The organism is Rhizobium sp. 18055, from assembly GCF_902706285.1.
Taxonomy (GTDB): Bacteria; Pseudomonadota; Alphaproteobacteria; order Rhizobiales; family Rhizobiaceae; genus Rhizobium.
In genome coordinates, this window is sequence record NZ_CACSKD010000003.1 from 129,871 (window position 1) to 144,495 (window position 14,625).

The window sequence follows — 14,625 nt, forward strand, 5'->3', positions numbered from 1 at the left end:
CTCAGAAATATCCTTCACGCTTCTTTTTCTCCATGGAGCCCGACTGGTCGCGATCGATGGCGCGGCCCTGGCGTTCGGAGACAGTGGCAATTTCGAGTTCGGCGATCACCTCTTCGAGCGTGGTCGCCTGCGATGGGATGGCACCCGTCAGCGGGAAGTCGCCGAGCGTGCGGAAGCGGATCATGCCTTCCTGGCGGACTTCGCCGGGCAGCAGTTCCAGCCGTGGGTCTTCGGCAAGGATCATCATCCCGTCGCGCTCCACGAAGGGTCGCTTCTTGGCGTAGTAGAGCGGCACCAGCGGAATGTCTTCGGCCTGGATGTAGCGCCAGATATCGACCTCCGTCCAGTTCGACAGCGGGAATGCACGCACGCTTTCGCCCTTGCGGATCTGGCCGTTATAGACGTTCCACAGTTCCGGGCGCTGGTTGCGCGGGTCCCAGCGATGGTCGGGCGTGCGGAACGAGTAGATCCGCTCCTTGGCCCGGCTGGCTTCCTCGTCGCGGCGCGCACCGCCGAAGGCGGCATCGAACTGGCCGGCGTCGAGCGCCTGGCGCAGGCCCTCGGTCTTCATGATGTCGGTGAAGGTGGCCGAGCCATGGGTGAACGGGGTGATGTTTTCGGCAGCACCGCGCGGATTGATGTGCTCGATCAGGTCGAGATCGTATTTCTTCGCGGTCGCATCGCGAAAGGCGATCATCTCGCGGAACTTCCAGCCGGTGTTGACATGCAGCAGCGGGAAGGGGACACGGCCGGGATAGAAGGCCTTGCGTGCCAGATGCAGCAGCACCGAGCTATCCTTGCCGATCGAGTACAGCATGACAGGGCGCTCGAACTCGGCAGCGACTTCGCGGAAAATATGGATGGATTCGTTCTCGAGCGCCTTCAGATGAGGGTCGAGCGGCGGTTTGACGCTCTGCGGGTTGCTGAGCTCCGTATCCGGACGGCTGTCTTGCATGTCTTACTCCAACTTAGATCATTCGCAGCGTCTGACGCTGGAATGCAATCTGTGTGTGCCATCGGGGAGCGCCGGCGGTGGCCGCGCTCGGATCCCGATGCCGATGGGTTACTGTTGAATGGAAATGGCCGATGCCTCTTCGGCAACATGCAGACCGCATTCGCGCGTCTCGTCCTGTTCCCACCACCAGCGGCCGGCGCGCTCGGGCTCGCCGGGCTTGATGGCGCGGGTACAGGGCTCGCAGCCGATCGACGGATAGCCGCGGGCATGCAGCGGATTGATGGGAACGCTGTTGTCGCCGACATAGGCCTTGATGACGTCGAGATCCCAGTCCGCCAGAGGATTGATCTTCAGCAGGTGGCGCTCGGCATCATATTCAGCAAACGGCGTTTCGGCGCGATTGGCCGACTGGCCGCGGCGCAGGCCGGTGATCCAGATGGTGGCCCCATCGAGCGCGCGCGCAAGCGGCTTCAGCTTGCGCACGCCACAACAGGCATGCCTGGCTTCGACGCTCTCATAGAAGCCGTTGAGGCCGTACTGCGCCGCATAGGCGTCGATATCGGCCTGTTCCGGCGCGTAGCGCTGGATATGGATGTCGTACTGCTTCTCGGTCTCGTCGAGCAGCGTCAGCGTCTCGGGAAACAGTCGGCCGGTCTGCAGCGTCACCACGTCGATCGGCAGGCGATGATTTCCGATTTCGGCGGTGATCACCTGGTCCTCGATGCCGAGAGATGTCGTGAAGACGACGCGACCGCCAAGGCCGGCGACGAACGACAGGCGTTCGGCGAGATTCAGGCTGGCAAGTTTCGCGTTCAGCGTTTCCGCTTCTTCGATTGTATGGGCAACAGTCATGGGGGTCCTGTCCTAGATAGTGACAGGAGTATCGCAGCTTGGGCGCATATCTGACAGAAACATGCATTTCGAAAGCGGGCCGGATAGGAGCAAATATCTCTCCCCGGCCGCTGCAATGCAGAAAAGCCACCGCGCAGAGTTCGAAAACCGCCCGTGAACCTTAATCCCTATCAATTTAGTAGAGTTACACGCAGGCTGTCAATCGGAAATCTGATTTGATGCCCGCAGGGCGGATTTCTGACGTAAATTCAACAATGCTGAATTGAGATGGAAAACAAGGTCGAAGACCCTGCATCTCAAGGGTTTTTGCGCGTTTGTTCAAACTCCATTCATCCGGCGTGTGGCATAGAGGCAGGAAGAGGATTTTCGTCGGGCTCGCGTTTTGCCCGCCGCGTGTGTGTCGATGGTCTAAAATGATTACGCAGAAGGCGAAATATGCGCTCCGGGCGCTCACCGCACTGGCCGAGGCTGATGACGGCGAACCTGTGATGATTTCAGACATTGCAGCGCAGCAGAAGATCCCGAAGAAGTTCCTCGAGCAGATCCTTCTCGACCTCAAGCATCAGGGCATCGTCGTCAGCCGCCGCGGCAAGCAGGGCGGTTATCTCTTGCTGAAGCCGGCCGACATGATCACCTTCGGCGAGGTGCTGCGCATCATCGACGGCCCGATCGCGCCGCTCCCCTGCCTGTCGATCACCGCTTACCGCAAGTGCGACGATTGCGATGGCGAGCAGACCTGCCAGATCCGACACGTCTTCGCCAAAGTCGCCGATGCTACCCGCAAGGTGCTGTTCTCGACCACCATCGCCGATGCCATCGCCCCTGCGAGAGGCACCCAGGTCACCCGCATGCTGGCCTGAGCCAGTTGCTCTGCGCTTTGGGCTACGGGCGCTTCAGTGCGCCGCTTCTTCCTGATGCGATGTCTTCTCGGCTGCACGCCTGGCGCGGATCGCCGCAGCGATGAACACGCGCGACAGCCCGTGATAGAGCGGCTCGCGCGACAGGATGCGCGAGGTGACATAGCCGATCATCGATACCGCCATGATCGGGATGACCGCCTCATGGTCGCCGGTCATCTCAAGAATGATCACGAAGGCCGTCATCGGCGCCTGCACCACGCCGGCGAAATAACCGGCCATGCCGAGGATAGCCGCCAGCGCGATACTGCTACCGATCAGCGTGCCGACGGTGCTGCCGAAGCCCGCACCGACCGCCAGCGACGGGGCGAAAATCCCGCCCGGAATGCCCGAGATCATCGACAGGAAGCTGGCGAGCAGCTTTTCCACGAAGAACAACAGCGGCAGCGCCTGTCCCTCGACGGCACTGCGCGCCTGCTCGTAGCCGGTGCCGAACGTGTTGCCGCCAGAGGCAACGCCGATCACTGCGATGGCCAAACCGCAGCCACCGGCGAGCCATAGCATCCGCTTCAACGGCTGCGGCTGTGCCCAGCGCCGCACCCGCTGGCCGACATGCAGCGCAAACCCGCTGAAGCCTGCACCCAGCGCGCCGCCTCCAATGCCGCAGATCAGCACCAGGCTCCAATCGGCCAGATGCATCGGCGCAACCGAAGTCGAGCCGAAATAGTTGTAGCTGCCGGAAAGGCCGAGCGCTGCGAGACCGGAGAGAATGACGGCCGTCAGCACCAGCCCGTTCGAACGCGATTCATAGGTTCGGCTCATCTCCTCGATGGCGAACACGATCCCGGCGAGCGGCGTGTTGAAGGCAGCCGCGATCCCTGCCGCAGAACCGGCGAGGATCAGCCCGCGCGCCTGCGCCATGCCACCGAAGCGGGCCACCGCCAGCATGATCGACGCGCCGACCTGAACCGTCGGTCCCTCGCGGCCGATCGAGGCGCCGGAAAACAGCCCGAGCACGGTGAGCAGGATCTTGCCGAAGGCGATCCTGAGCGAGAGCAGCCGCGACCGGTCCTCCTCCTCATGCAGATGCCGCGCCGCAATCGCCTGCGGAATGCCGCTCCCTTGAGAATTCGGAAACAGCGTTATGGCCAGATAGGCCGACAACATGAAACCTACAGGCGTGATGACGAGCGGCAGCAGGAACGACCATCTGCCCGACGTCGTCACCGTCGTGAACGCCTTCTGCGCCAGATCGGCAAGCTCGGCAAACCCGACGCTGATCAACCCGATCGCCACCGCCCCGCACCAGAACACCAGCCGCGGTCGCCAAAGCGAAAACGAGCCCCAGAACACGCGTGAACGACGGAGCAGCTTGGATTTGCGATAGGATGGGGGCATGTCACACGATGAGGCGATGATGGGCGGGGGCGGGTGATGAGGGTTCTTATGTGCCCCGCGGGCTGGGTTTGCAAGCTTTTGCACATATGGCACTTCAGTTTGTGTTTCCACCATATGTGATATATATATCTGATATCAGTAATCACCCATCAGGAGGCGATCAATGAGAACGCTGGTTGATATTGGCGAAGACGACCTGAAGGCGCTGGATACGATTGCTGCGACAGAAAACGTCTCGCGTGCGTCGCTCATCCGCAAGGCTGTAAGCGTTTTCCTCGATCAGAATTCGCTTAGCGAGCGAAGACAGGCCTTCGGCCTTTGGGGAGACAGGAAGGTAGACGGTCTGGCATATCAGGAGGAGATGAGGGGCGAATGGTGAAGCCGCTATTCGACACCAACATTCTCATCGATTATCTCAATGCCGTTCCACAAGCCGCAGAAGAGCTGGATCGCTATGACACCGCGACAATCAGCATCATCAGTTGGATGGAGGTTTTGGCTGGGGCCAGGCCTGCCGATACGGACGCAACACGCCGCTTTCTAAGAGGATTCCAAGTCATCGCCCTGGAAGCAGCCGTCGCCGAAAGGGCGGTCCAGATAAGGAAAGAACATCGCATCAAGTTGCCCGATGCTATCATATGGGCGACTGCTGAGGCCCACTCGCTGCTACTCGTGACACGCAATACGAAAGACTTTCCGGCAGATGCACCCGGCGTGAGGATGCCTTATATCATTTAAATGGAGCGATAGCGGCTCCTTGAGCTGCTATTGTCGCCTTCTTCTATCTCCAGGTTTTTGCATCGCAATTGCAATGCTTGATTTGCGCTCATGAATCCCGCAACGCTTCCTTCGTGGTACGTCGATCCCGAACTTCGTTGCCGTCGAAAGTGTGCTTGACGAAGGTGAAACGCTGTCCGCCTTCATCAGGAGCGCTTCAAGGCCCCAGATCGAATACCGCCGCACGCGTCACGATCGGCCGCGGTTTGCTCTTTTTACCGATCGCTCGTTTCCCAGCGCGGATTGATCCACGGCTCCTGGTTGGAGCGCGGCAGCGGCTGCTTGCCGAGGATGTGGTCGGCGGCCTTTTCGCCGGTCATGATCGACGGGCCATTGAGGTTGCCGTAGGTCACGTGCGGGAAGATCGAGCTGTCGGCGACACGCAGGCCATCGACGCCGATCACCCGGGTTTCCGGATCGACCACCGCCATCGGATCGTTCCTGTCGCCCATCCGGCAGGTGCCGCAGGGGTGGTAGGCGCTTTCCAGGTGCTCGCGCAGGAAGGCGTCGATCTGCTCGTCGGTCTCAACGCCTTCGCCCGGCTGGATCTCTGAGCCGCGATACTGGTCGAACGCCTGCTGGCCGAAGATCTCGCGGGTAAGCCGCACGCAATGCCGAAACTTTTCCCAGTCCTCCGGATGGCTCATATAGTTGAACTGGATCAGCGGATCGTCCTTCGGGTCGGCCGATTGCAGCGTCACGTTGCCGCGCGATTTCGTCAGGTTGAAGCCGACATGCACCTGAAATCCATGGCTCTTGGCCGCCGCCTTGCCGTCATAGCTGATGGCGACTGGCAGGAAATGATACTGGATATCGGGCTGCTTGACGCCGGGTGCCGAGCGCAGGAAGGCGCAGGCCTCGAACTGGTTGGAGGTGCCGAGCCCCGATTTGGTGAACAGCCACTGCGCGCCGGCGACCCCCTGCCAGAACCACGGCAGCCAGGAATAGAGCGATACCGGCTTGGTCGAGACCTGCTGGAAATAGAACTCCAGGTGATCGTGCAGATTGGCGCCGACGCCCGGCCGATCCGCCTTCACCTCGATACCCATCTCCTTCAGATGCGCCGCCGGGCCGATGCCCGACAGCATCAAGAGTTTCGGCGAGTTGAACGAGGAGGCGGACACGATCACTTCGCGGTTCGCCTTGATCACCTCGACCTTGCCGCCACGCTCGATCTCGACACCGATGGCCCGGCCGTTCTCGATCACCACCTTGCGGGCGAGACCATGGACCAGATCCACATTCGGCCGCTTCAGCGCCGGCTTCAGATAGGCGCTCGCCGCAGACCAGCGCCGGCCCTCAAAGATCGTCTGTTCCATCAGCCCGAAGCCTTCCTGCTTCGAGCCGTTGTAATCCTCGGTCGCCTCGAAGCCGGCCTGCTTTCCAGCCTCGATGAAGGCGTGGAACAGCGGATTGGACATGCCGCCGCGCTGCACATGCAGCGGCCCGTCGGTGCCGCGCCATCCGGCTTCGCCGCCATGGCTGTGTTCCATCCGCTTGAAATAGGGCAGCACGTCGGCATAGGCCCAGCCATTGGCGCCGAGCTCTTCCCAGCGGTTGTAATCCTCCGCATGGCCGCGCACATAGACCATGCCGTTGATCGACGACGATCCGCCGATCACCTTGCCGCGCGGTGCTGTGATGCGCCGGTTGTTGAGGTTCGGCTCGGGCTCCGAGAGATAGCCCCAGTTGTAGCGCTTCATGCTCATCGGCCAGGCAAGCGCTGCCGGCATCTGGATGAACGGCCCGAAATCCGACCCGCCGGCCTCGATGACGATGACGCTGTTCTTGCCGTCCTCGGACAGCCGGTAGGCAAGCGCCGAGCCGGCGGAGCCGGAGCCGATGATGACGAAATCTGTCTGTGGCATTTACAACCCTCAATTGCTTTCGTATAGCTTTAGGCTATATTGCTATGATGAAGCCGGTGATCTATTCTAAATCCGCGCAAAAAAGCTTGAGCCGGATGCAGCCGAAACGCCAGTTCGCCATCAAGGCGAAGGTCAGCGCCTTTGCGCGTGGCGAAAGTGTTGACCTCAAACGACTGGCCGGCACAGCTCTCGTTCGCATACGCGTCGGAAATGACCGGGTCATCATCGACGAGCAGACCAATCTGGTCGTGGTGATCGATCTCGGCCCCAGAGGCGGCATCTACAAGGAGTGAGTGATGGGTGTTTTCAACAGAACCGTCATCGACGGCAAGCCCTTTGTCCTCGTACCGGAAGAAGAGTTCGAGGACATGATGGACATCATAACGGCCAAAGCGATCATGGCGCGTGTCGATGCTGGTGAAGAAACCTGGCCTGCCGAACTCGTTTACGAACTGTTCGACACCGAGAGCCGCATCCGCACGTTTCGCACCTACCGTAAGATGACCGTTTCGGAACTTGCCGGGGCTGCGGGTATTTCGCAGCCCTACCTGTCCGAGATCGAGACCGGCAAGAAGACCGGCTCCGTCGATGTGCTGAAGCGCATTGCGACGGCCTTGAATGTCGATCTCGATGATCTGGTGGTGGACTGACGGATCCATCAATAAGGTGCCTCGACCTTGCCCATGCCGACATACACCGTCTTCAGTTCCGAATAATGCTCCAGCGCCGCCAGCGAATTCTCGCGCCCGAAGCCTGATTGCTTCGAACCGCCGAACGGGATCTCCACCGGGCAGAGATTGTAGGTGTTGATCCAAAGCGTGCCCGCCTCGAGCAGGTCGACCACCCGGTGCGCCCGCGTCATGTCCGATGTGAACACACCGCCGGCGAGCCCGAATTCGGTGCCGTTGGCACGGGCAATCACCTCGGCCTCATCGTCGAAATCGAGCACGCACATCACAGGTCCGAAGATCTCCTCGCGGGCGATCGTCATCTCGTCGGTAACATCGGCAAACACCGTCGGCTGCACGTAATAGCCTTCACCGGAGACGTTGTTCGGAATGCCGCCGCCGGCAATCAGCGTTGCGCCCTCATCCTTGCCCTTGGCGATGTAGGAGAGAACCTTGTCGCGCTGCGCCCAGGAGACCATCGGGCCGACCTGCGTCGCCTCGTCCATCGGATCGCCGATCACCATGGCCTCGGTGCGCGCCTTCAGCCGCTTCAGGAATTCGCCCTTGATCGCCTTCTGCACGAAGACGCGGGTGCCGTTCGAGCAGACCTGGCCGGTCGAATAGAAATTGCCGAGCATGGCGCCGCCGATGGCGCTGTCGATGTCGGCGTCGTCGAACACGATCAGCGGCGACTTGCCGCCGAGTTCCATCGTCACATGCTTGAGATTGCCGGCCGCCGCCGCCGCCACCTTGCGGCCTGTCGGCACCGAGCCGGTCAGCGAGATCTTGGCGACATCAGGATGGTTGACCAGCAGCGGCCCGGTATCGCGGTCGCCCTGGATGACGTTGTAGAGCCCCTTCGGCAAACCGGCCTCGATCAAAATCTCGGCGATCTTCAGCGCGCCCAACGGGGTGTTTTCCGAAGGCTTGAACACCATGGCATTGCCGGCGGCAAGCGCCGGTGCGCCCTTCCAGCAGGCGATCTGCTGCGGATAGTTCCAGGCGCCGATGCCGACGCAGACGCCGAGCGCCACCCGCTTGGTATAGGCGAAATCACCGCCGAGCGGGATGTAGGAGCCGTTCAGCCCGGCCGCGATCACGCCGCCGAAGAACTCGAAGCTGTCGGCACCCGAGGTCGGGTCGGCAACGATGGTTTCCTGGATCGGCTTGCCGGTGTCGAGCGTTTCGAGTTCGGAGAGCTCGCGGTTGCGCTCGCGCATGATGTCGGCGGCCCGCTTCAGGATGCGGCCGCGCGCCGTCGGGCTCATCGCCGCCCATTCAGGCTGCGCCCGCTTGGCTGAGGCAATCGCCCGCTCGATGATCGCAGGCGTCGCGGCATGCAACCGGGCGATCACTTCGCCGGTCGCCGGGTAGAGGCTCTCGATGACGCTGCCGGCGTCGTCTTCCACATACTCGCCGTCGATGAAGTGCGATGCTTTCGGCTGGGCTTTCATGTCACATGTCCTTGAATGGCTCGAGGTGGTCGTCCCTTCTCCCCTCGGGGAGAAGGTGGCCCATAGGGTTCAGGTGCAACAAGTGCACCGGGGATGAGGGGGCCGCGGTCTCGCCAGAGCGAGTAAGCAGCGCAGTCACATAGTCTTCCGTCAGCGCAATCGAAGCCTCGATGCTGACAGGCGCCGAGCGCAGACTTTGCCGGATATAGAGCCCGTCGATCATCGCAGCCGCGCCCTCGGCGATGTGCTCTGCGGCATCATCGGTGCAAAGCGGGCGGAGATTGGCGAGCAGGTTCGATCGGAGACGCCGGGCATAGATGACGAGAAAACGCCGGGTCTCCTCGGAGCGCTGCGCTTCGGCGTAGAAGGCAAGCCAGGCGGCAATCGTCTGCGGCGCAAACTGGTCGGCCTGGAAGCTGACGCGGATCACCGCCGAAACCTTGTCGCGCGGTGTCGAGGCGGCTTTCAGCGCCGTCACCGTGTCGTCGCGCAGCTGTTTTAGAAGCGAACGGATCGTCTCGATCAGCAGCTGCTCCTTGCTGCCGAAATAATGGTGGGCAAGCGCTGGCGAAACGCCGGCCTGCTTGGCGATTTCGGACATGGTGACGCTGAGCGAGCCGTGATCCCCGATCACCCGCAGCGCTGCGTCAACGAGCGCCTTGCGACGCACAGGTTCCATTCCGACTTTCGGCACGACGTTTCTCCGGCAATCAAGGCAGCATAATTTTGATTGACTGATCAATCAATAAAAATCTGTTCGCAGTTTCCGGTTGATATCTCTTTCCATCTTGCGTTCCTGCGTCATACTCGGGGATCAACCGGGAGGTGCAAGATGACCGACATGTCCAATGGAATGCCTTTCTCGTCGCTCCAGTCGAAATGGCTGTGGTTTGCGATACTCGGCGCGCTGCTGATCGCCTGCGGCGCCATCGCTGCTGCCAACATATTTCTGGCGACCGTCGTCTCCGTCTATTACGTCGGCCTGTTCATGCTGATCGGCGGTGTCGTCTATCTGATCCATGCGTTCCAGGTGCGCGACTGGGACCAGCTTGTCTTCTGGGCCTTGAGCGGCGTCCTCTATGTGCTGGCTGGCATCTTCGCCTTCATCAATCCCATTCTGGCATCGGCTGCACTGACGCTGTTCCTGGCGCTGGCGCTGTTGATCGCCGGCGTCTTCCGCGTCTGGGTCGGCCTGCGCATGCGGTCGGCGAAGGGATGGGGCTGGGTTCTCGCAAGCGGCGTCATCACGGCGCTTGCAGGCTTCGTCATCGTCCTTGGCTGGCCGGTCAACAGCCTCTGGATCCTCGGGCTGTTCCTCGCCTGCGATCTGTTCATCCAGGGCTGGTCGATGCTGGCCTTCGCCTTTGCCATCCGCCGCCAATGAACGGCTCGCGTTGTGCCCGCTATTCACAGGCTGTTCATCACGGACTGTTTCTTTTTTGACAAGCATGTGAGCAGGGACTAAAATTGGGAGGTTAAGGCAGACGCGGAAACGGCGGTGTCCGGCGCTCTGCCAGCATGCAATCGGCCGACAGATGATCGATCAGCATGCGATCTGAGAGAATGCGTATCCGTCCCCCGTCCGGGCAGGTGTCTGTCCGACGAGGCAATGGGAGGAATGTCATGCCGATGGTAACCGTTTCCATCTCCCCGCTGCAGGCAGCCGATATCCGTGCAGCGATTGACGATGGCAGCTATGTCTCCAGCAGCGAAGTGGTGCGCGAGGCGCTGCGGCTCTGGGATGCCGCGAGAAAGATGGACGCATCGCTTCGCAACCGTCATCCTGCTGCCGGCGACAGCAAATGCGTGGCCGACATGTTTGCCGATCATGAAGCCGAACACCGGCGTTCCGCCTGATCCGGACCCGGTTTCAGGCAGCGGCACATAGGCCGCCGTGGCCCATTCGGGCCGCTCACATTTCACAAAACCTTCACACTGCGGAAAGCCTTCGTTGACGCTTCCGCAATAGCCTCCCTGCGAAAAACAAAAAGCAATTTATCACAGTGGAGAATGGCATGTCTTTGGCTGCCACCGTCGAACCCGCCCTTATTCGTCGCTATGCAAGCGATCAGATCATTGCCCTCGCCAAGCTCGTCATCGAAAACGCCTTCCAGCCGATCGTCGAGGCCAGCACCGGTGTAGCCTTCGGCTATGAATCGCTGATGCGGGGTCAGGAGCGGCTCGGCTTCAACTCGCCGCTGGAAATTCTGGATGAGGCCCATCGCGGCGATCAGCTGCTGCAACTCGAGCAGATGGTGGCAAGCCGCGCACTCGCGAAGTTTGCGACGCTGCCGAACTTCGCCACTGCAACCCTGTTTCTCAACCTCGACGTCCGCCTCATTGCGCACGGCGAGCGGCTGGTGGAAAACCTCTTGCAGCACCTGAAGCTCGCCAACATCCCGCCATCCTCGATCTGCTTCGAATTCTCCGAGCGCTTCGACAACACCAGCGTGCCCGAATTCGCCTCGCTGGTCTCGCTGCTGCGCAAGCGTGGCTTCAAGCTGGCGATCGACGATTTCGGCGTCGGCCACGGCGAGATGAAGCTGCTCTGCGATCATCCGGTGGATTACCTGAAGATCGATCGCTACTTCGTTGCCGATATCGACAGCAATCCGCGCAAGCGCCATCTGATGAAGAACATCGTCCACATCGCCCATGTGCTCGGCACCCGGGTCATTGCCGAGGGCATCGAGACCGAGGCCGAGTTCGTCACTTGCCGCGAATATGGCGTTGATCTCGTCCAGGGCTGGTTCATCGCCCGCCCGACCACCCATCTGACCGAGCTGCAGCCGTCCTTTCCGCATCTGGTGGATCTCGGCAAGAGCAAGCGCACCACCCAGTCGCTCGACGAGATCCTCATCCGCAAGCAGATCGAGGTGCTGCCGACCGTGTTCGAAAACGACACCATCGACAGCGTCTTCGAACTCTTCCGCCGCAATCCGCAGCAGGCCTATTTCCCGGTGCTGAACGCCAATGGCGAGCCGCGCGGCATCCTGCACGAGCGCCATCTGAAAGAATATATCTACCAGCCCTTCGGCCGCGACCTTTTGAAGAACAAGGTCTACGAGCGCACCATCTCCCACTTCGTCGAAATGGCGCCGATCGTCGGGCTGGATTCCGATGCCGAGCAGCTGATGACCATCTTCGCCAACATGGAAGGCGCCAACTGCCTGCTGCTCACCGAAAACATGCGCTATGCCGGTGTCGTCTCCGCCGCCTCGCTGATCAAGGTGATGAACGAGAAGAAGCTGAAGACGGCGGAGGACCAGAACCCGCTGACCGGCATTCCCGGCAACCATGCGATCCGCGACTTCATGCGCGAGGCCAGCCGCGACAGCGACGAGATACGCCACTTCTGCTACTGCGATTTCGACAATTTCAAGCCGTTCAACGATGCCTACGGCTTCCATCTCGGCGACCACGCCATCTCGCTGTTCGCCGCCCTGATGCGCCGCTATTTCTTCGCCGAGCGCCATTTCCTCGGCCATGTCGGCGGCGACGATTTCTTCATCGGCGTCTGCGGCTGGACCAAGGAGGAGCTCACCGAGATCCTCAACCGGCTGATCAGCGATTTCCACGACGACGCGCAGGATCTCTATTCCGAGATCGACCGCGCCGCCGGCCGCATCCGTGGCCATAACCGCGCCGGCGTCGAAGCCTTCTTCCCGCTGATGCGCTGCTCGATCGGCGTTCTGGAGCTGCCCGAAGGTCTCGTCATCGACGACATCAGCCGGGTATCGGCGGCCATTGCCCACATCAAGACGCTGGCCAAGGAGAGCGAGGAGGGGCTCGTCTTCCACCAGCTGGGCGAGGCGAATTGACGCTCTGGCGTTTCCGCTCTTCTCAATCAGGGATGGCTGAACTATCTCACTGCTATCCGAATGAGGAGACCGGTGATGTCCTTGCCTGCGCATATGCGTTTTGTCGATCTGCCGCGCTTCGGCGCCCCTGACGTGATGACCATCGCCACCGGGCCCTTGCCCGTGGCCGGCGAAGGCCAGATCCTGGTTCGCACCCAGGCAATCGGCGTCAACCGCCCCGATGTCGCACAGCGCCAGGGCACCTATCCGCCACCCCAGGACGCAAGCCCGATCCTCGGCCTCGAGATTTCAGGCGAAGTCGCGGCGCTCGGCCCCGGCGTCAGCGGCTATGCCATCGGCGACAAGGTCTGCGGCCTGACCAATGGCGGCGCCTATGCCGAATATTGCCTGATCCCTGTCGGTCAGGCGCTGCCTTTCCCCAAGGGCTACGATGCCGTCAAGGCGGCAGCACTTCCGGAAAACTACTTCACCGTCTGGGCCAATATGTTTCAGATGGCAGGCCTCACCGAGGGTGAAAAAGTCCTCGTCCACGGCGGCTCCAGCGGCATCGGCACCACGGCGATCCAGCTCGCCCGTGCCTTCGGCGCAGAGGTCTACGCCACGGCCGGATCAGCCGAAAAATGCGATGCCTGCGTCAGGCTCGGAGCCAAGCGCGCGATCAACTACAAGACCGAGGATTTCGCCGAGGTCATCAAGGCCGAGACCGAGCATGGGGTCGATATGATCCTCGACATGATCGGCGCATCCTATTTCGAGAAGAACCTCGCCTCGCTCGCCAAGGACGGCTGCCTGTCGATCATCGCCTTCCTCGGCGGCGCCGTTGCCGAAAAGGTCAACCTTGCCCCGATCATGGTCAAACGCCTGACCGTCACCGGCTCGACGCTGCGCCCCCGCACGCCGGAGGAAAAGCGCGCCATCCGCGACGATCTGCTGTCGCAGGTCTGGCCGCTGCTCGACGAGGGCAAGCTCGCTCCCATCATCCACAAGACCTTCGCCTTCGAGGATGTCACCGAGGCGCACCGGCTGATGGAAACCAGCAGCCACATCGGCAAGATCATGCTGCGGATGTAATGGGTGGGCGTTGCGGGTATCTGCCTGTCCGGCTAGAGCCCGATCCGCCCGAAAGCCGGGATCTTCAGGCCGGGATTGGCGATGTCGATACCGGCCACCAGCCCCATGAAATGCACCTCGAAGCCGCTGCGCTGGCCGGCGGCAATGCCGACCAGACCATAGAGCGTTGCATGCAAGTCGCGCCCGTCGGCGTCTATTTCGAACATCCGCCCGTCGGTCAGGAAATCGCGCCCCACCGCATCGGGCGGCAGCACGGCGCCGAGATCCGGCACCGTGCGCAGCACATGGGCGACAAAGCTGTTGGAGTTCGGGCCGGGATAGATCCGGTAGTCGCCGACGCCCGCATAGGGATAGGATTGAATGGCGGCCTCGACCACAGGGATCAGCCGCTCGGCCTCAGCGCCGCTGATCTCGCGCACGATATGCGGCGTGTTCGAATACCAGTAGGCGTCGGCCACATAGTTGTTGCGGCGGATCGGCGAGCCCCAGCCGACCTTGTCGTAGCGGTTATAGCTGGTGTCGCCTGATGCCTTGGTCACGATCCACGAGTGGCTGGCGACCGCCCCTTTCAACCCGCCGGTGCTGGCCGACATGATGTATATCCCGGCGTCAGCGTCCGCATCCGCCTTCGGCAGCACGCCCGATGTGCCCCAGTTGGCCTCCCGCCACGATGCCGGATGGTTCTGCAGCGACCACCAGCCGGCAGAGGCCAGCGCCGGCAGCAGGTAGACGACGAGGATCAGAAGCAGGAGCCGTTTGAGATGCCGCATGAAACCCCGGCGACGTTTTGCAGACGTTCAGTTGCGCCCAAGGAATCCCCGAACAAGATGGCGCAATTGGGCCGCTTTTTTGCTGGAATAGCCGATTGCTTTATCGCGCCCATCATTTATGCGTGACAGCCTCT

At 61.4% G+C, this 14,625-nt stretch carries 16 protein-coding genes; 9 read left to right on the forward strand and 7 right to left on the reverse strand.

The window, feature by feature from the left end:
* Position 1: 1 nt before the first annotated feature.
* Positions 2-955 carry a sulfate adenylyltransferase subunit CysD gene (gene cysD / locus GVL52_RS06875; RefSeq protein WP_160005188.1) on the reverse strand — a complete coding sequence of 318 codons (954 nt, stop codon included), beginning with the start codon at positions 953-955 and terminating at the stop codon, positions 2-4.
* Positions 956-1,063: 108 nt separating this feature from the next.
* On the reverse strand, positions 1,064-1,807 hold the full coding sequence (locus tag GVL52_RS06880; protein WP_160005190.1) for a phosphoadenylyl-sulfate reductase: 744 nt from the start codon (positions 1,805-1,807) through the stop codon (positions 1,064-1,066).
* Between the two features lie 413 nt (positions 1,808-2,220).
* Between GVL52_RS06880 and GVL52_RS06885 the strand changes: the two genes are divergently transcribed.
* Positions 2,221-2,667, forward strand: a complete 447-nt coding sequence (locus GVL52_RS06885) for an Rrf2 family transcriptional regulator (RefSeq protein WP_160005192.1) — start codon at positions 2,221-2,223, stop codon at positions 2,665-2,667.
* A 33-nt stretch (positions 2,668-2,700) separates the two neighbouring features.
* Here the strand turns inward: GVL52_RS06885 and GVL52_RS06890 are convergent, their stop codons facing one another.
* A complete protein-coding gene (locus GVL52_RS06890; protein WP_160005194.1) occupies positions 2,701-4,062 on the reverse strand; it encodes a chloride channel protein in 1,362 nt (453 codons plus the stop codon).
* Between the two features lie 163 nt (positions 4,063-4,225).
* Between GVL52_RS06890 and GVL52_RS06895 the strand changes: the two genes are divergently transcribed.
* Both GVL52_RS06895 and GVL52_RS06900 read left to right on the forward strand, forming a co-directional pair.
* Positions 4,226-4,441 (forward strand): ribbon-helix-helix protein, CopG family, encoded by a 216-nt coding sequence (locus tag GVL52_RS06895; protein WP_160005196.1) that lies wholly within the window; start codon positions 4,226-4,228, stop codon positions 4,439-4,441.
* Entirely contained in the window at positions 4,435-4,800 is a 366-nt protein-coding gene (locus GVL52_RS06900) for a type II toxin-antitoxin system VapC family toxin (RefSeq protein ID WP_160005198.1), read from the forward strand. Before GVL52_RS06895 ends, GVL52_RS06900 begins: the two co-directional genes overlap by 7 nt.
* 254 nt (positions 4,801-5,054) lie before the next feature.
* Here GVL52_RS06900 and betA read toward each other — a convergent pair whose 3' ends face one another.
* Positions 5,055-6,707: a choline dehydrogenase gene (gene betA, locus GVL52_RS06905; protein ID WP_160005200.1), complete on the reverse strand. Its 1,653-nt coding sequence runs from the start codon at positions 6,705-6,707 to the stop codon at positions 5,055-5,057.
* On the opposite strand from betA, the gene GVL52_RS06910 reads away from it, so the two are divergent.
* Together GVL52_RS06910 and GVL52_RS06915 are read left to right on the forward strand one after the other, a co-directional pair.
* Positions 6,701-7,000 (forward strand): type II toxin-antitoxin system RelE/ParE family toxin, encoded by a 300-nt coding sequence (locus GVL52_RS06910; protein WP_244619105.1) that lies wholly within the window; start codon positions 6,701-6,703, stop codon positions 6,998-7,000. The two genes, betA and GVL52_RS06910, sit on opposite strands and share 7 nt — an antisense overlap.
* A 3-nt stretch (positions 7,001-7,003) precedes the next feature.
* On the forward strand, positions 7,004-7,357 hold the full coding sequence (locus GVL52_RS06915; RefSeq protein WP_160005202.1) for a helix-turn-helix domain-containing protein: 354 nt from the start codon (positions 7,004-7,006) through the stop codon (positions 7,355-7,357).
* Between the two features lie 8 nt (positions 7,358-7,365).
* On the opposite strand, the gene betB is transcribed toward GVL52_RS06915, so the two are convergent.
* Positions 7,366-8,829 (reverse strand): betaine-aldehyde dehydrogenase, encoded by a 1,464-nt coding sequence (gene betB, locus GVL52_RS06920; protein WP_160005204.1) that lies wholly within the window; start codon positions 8,827-8,829, stop codon positions 7,366-7,368.
* A gap of 1 nt (position 8,830) precedes the next feature.
* On the reverse strand, positions 8,831-9,523 hold the full coding sequence (gene betI / locus GVL52_RS06925; protein WP_160005206.1) for a transcriptional regulator BetI: 693 nt from the start codon (positions 9,521-9,523) through the stop codon (positions 8,831-8,833).
* Positions 9,524-9,661: 138 nt separating this feature from the next.
* On the opposite strand from betI, the gene GVL52_RS06930 reads away from it, so the two are divergent.
* The 4 genes from GVL52_RS06930 to GVL52_RS06945 all read left to right on the forward strand — a co-directional run bounded on the left by GVL52_RS06930 (position 9,662) and on the right by GVL52_RS06945 (position 13,721).
* On the forward strand, positions 9,662-10,213 hold the full coding sequence (locus GVL52_RS06930; RefSeq protein WP_160005208.1) for an HdeD family acid-resistance protein: 552 nt from the start codon (positions 9,662-9,664) through the stop codon (positions 10,211-10,213).
* 239 nt (positions 10,214-10,452) lie between these two features.
* A complete protein-coding gene (locus GVL52_RS06935; RefSeq protein ID WP_160005210.1) occupies positions 10,453-10,686 on the forward strand; it encodes a type II toxin-antitoxin system ParD family antitoxin in 234 nt (77 codons plus the stop codon).
* Positions 10,687-10,844: 158 nt separating this feature from the next.
* Positions 10,845-12,650: a GGDEF domain-containing protein gene (locus tag GVL52_RS06940; protein WP_160005212.1), complete on the forward strand. Its 1,806-nt coding sequence runs from the start codon at positions 10,845-10,847 to the stop codon at positions 12,648-12,650.
* Between the two features lie 75 nt (positions 12,651-12,725).
* Positions 12,726-13,721 carry an NAD(P)H-quinone oxidoreductase gene (locus GVL52_RS06945; protein WP_160005214.1) on the forward strand — a complete coding sequence of 332 codons (996 nt, stop codon included), beginning with the start codon at positions 12,726-12,728 and terminating at the stop codon, positions 13,719-13,721.
* Between the two features lie 32 nt (positions 13,722-13,753).
* Here the strand turns inward: GVL52_RS06945 and GVL52_RS06950 are convergent, their stop codons facing one another.
* On the reverse strand, positions 13,754-14,491 hold the full coding sequence (locus GVL52_RS06950; RefSeq protein ID WP_160005216.1) for a DUF3750 domain-containing protein: 738 nt from the start codon (positions 14,489-14,491) through the stop codon (positions 13,754-13,756).
* Positions 14,492-14,625 lie beyond the last annotated feature (134 nt).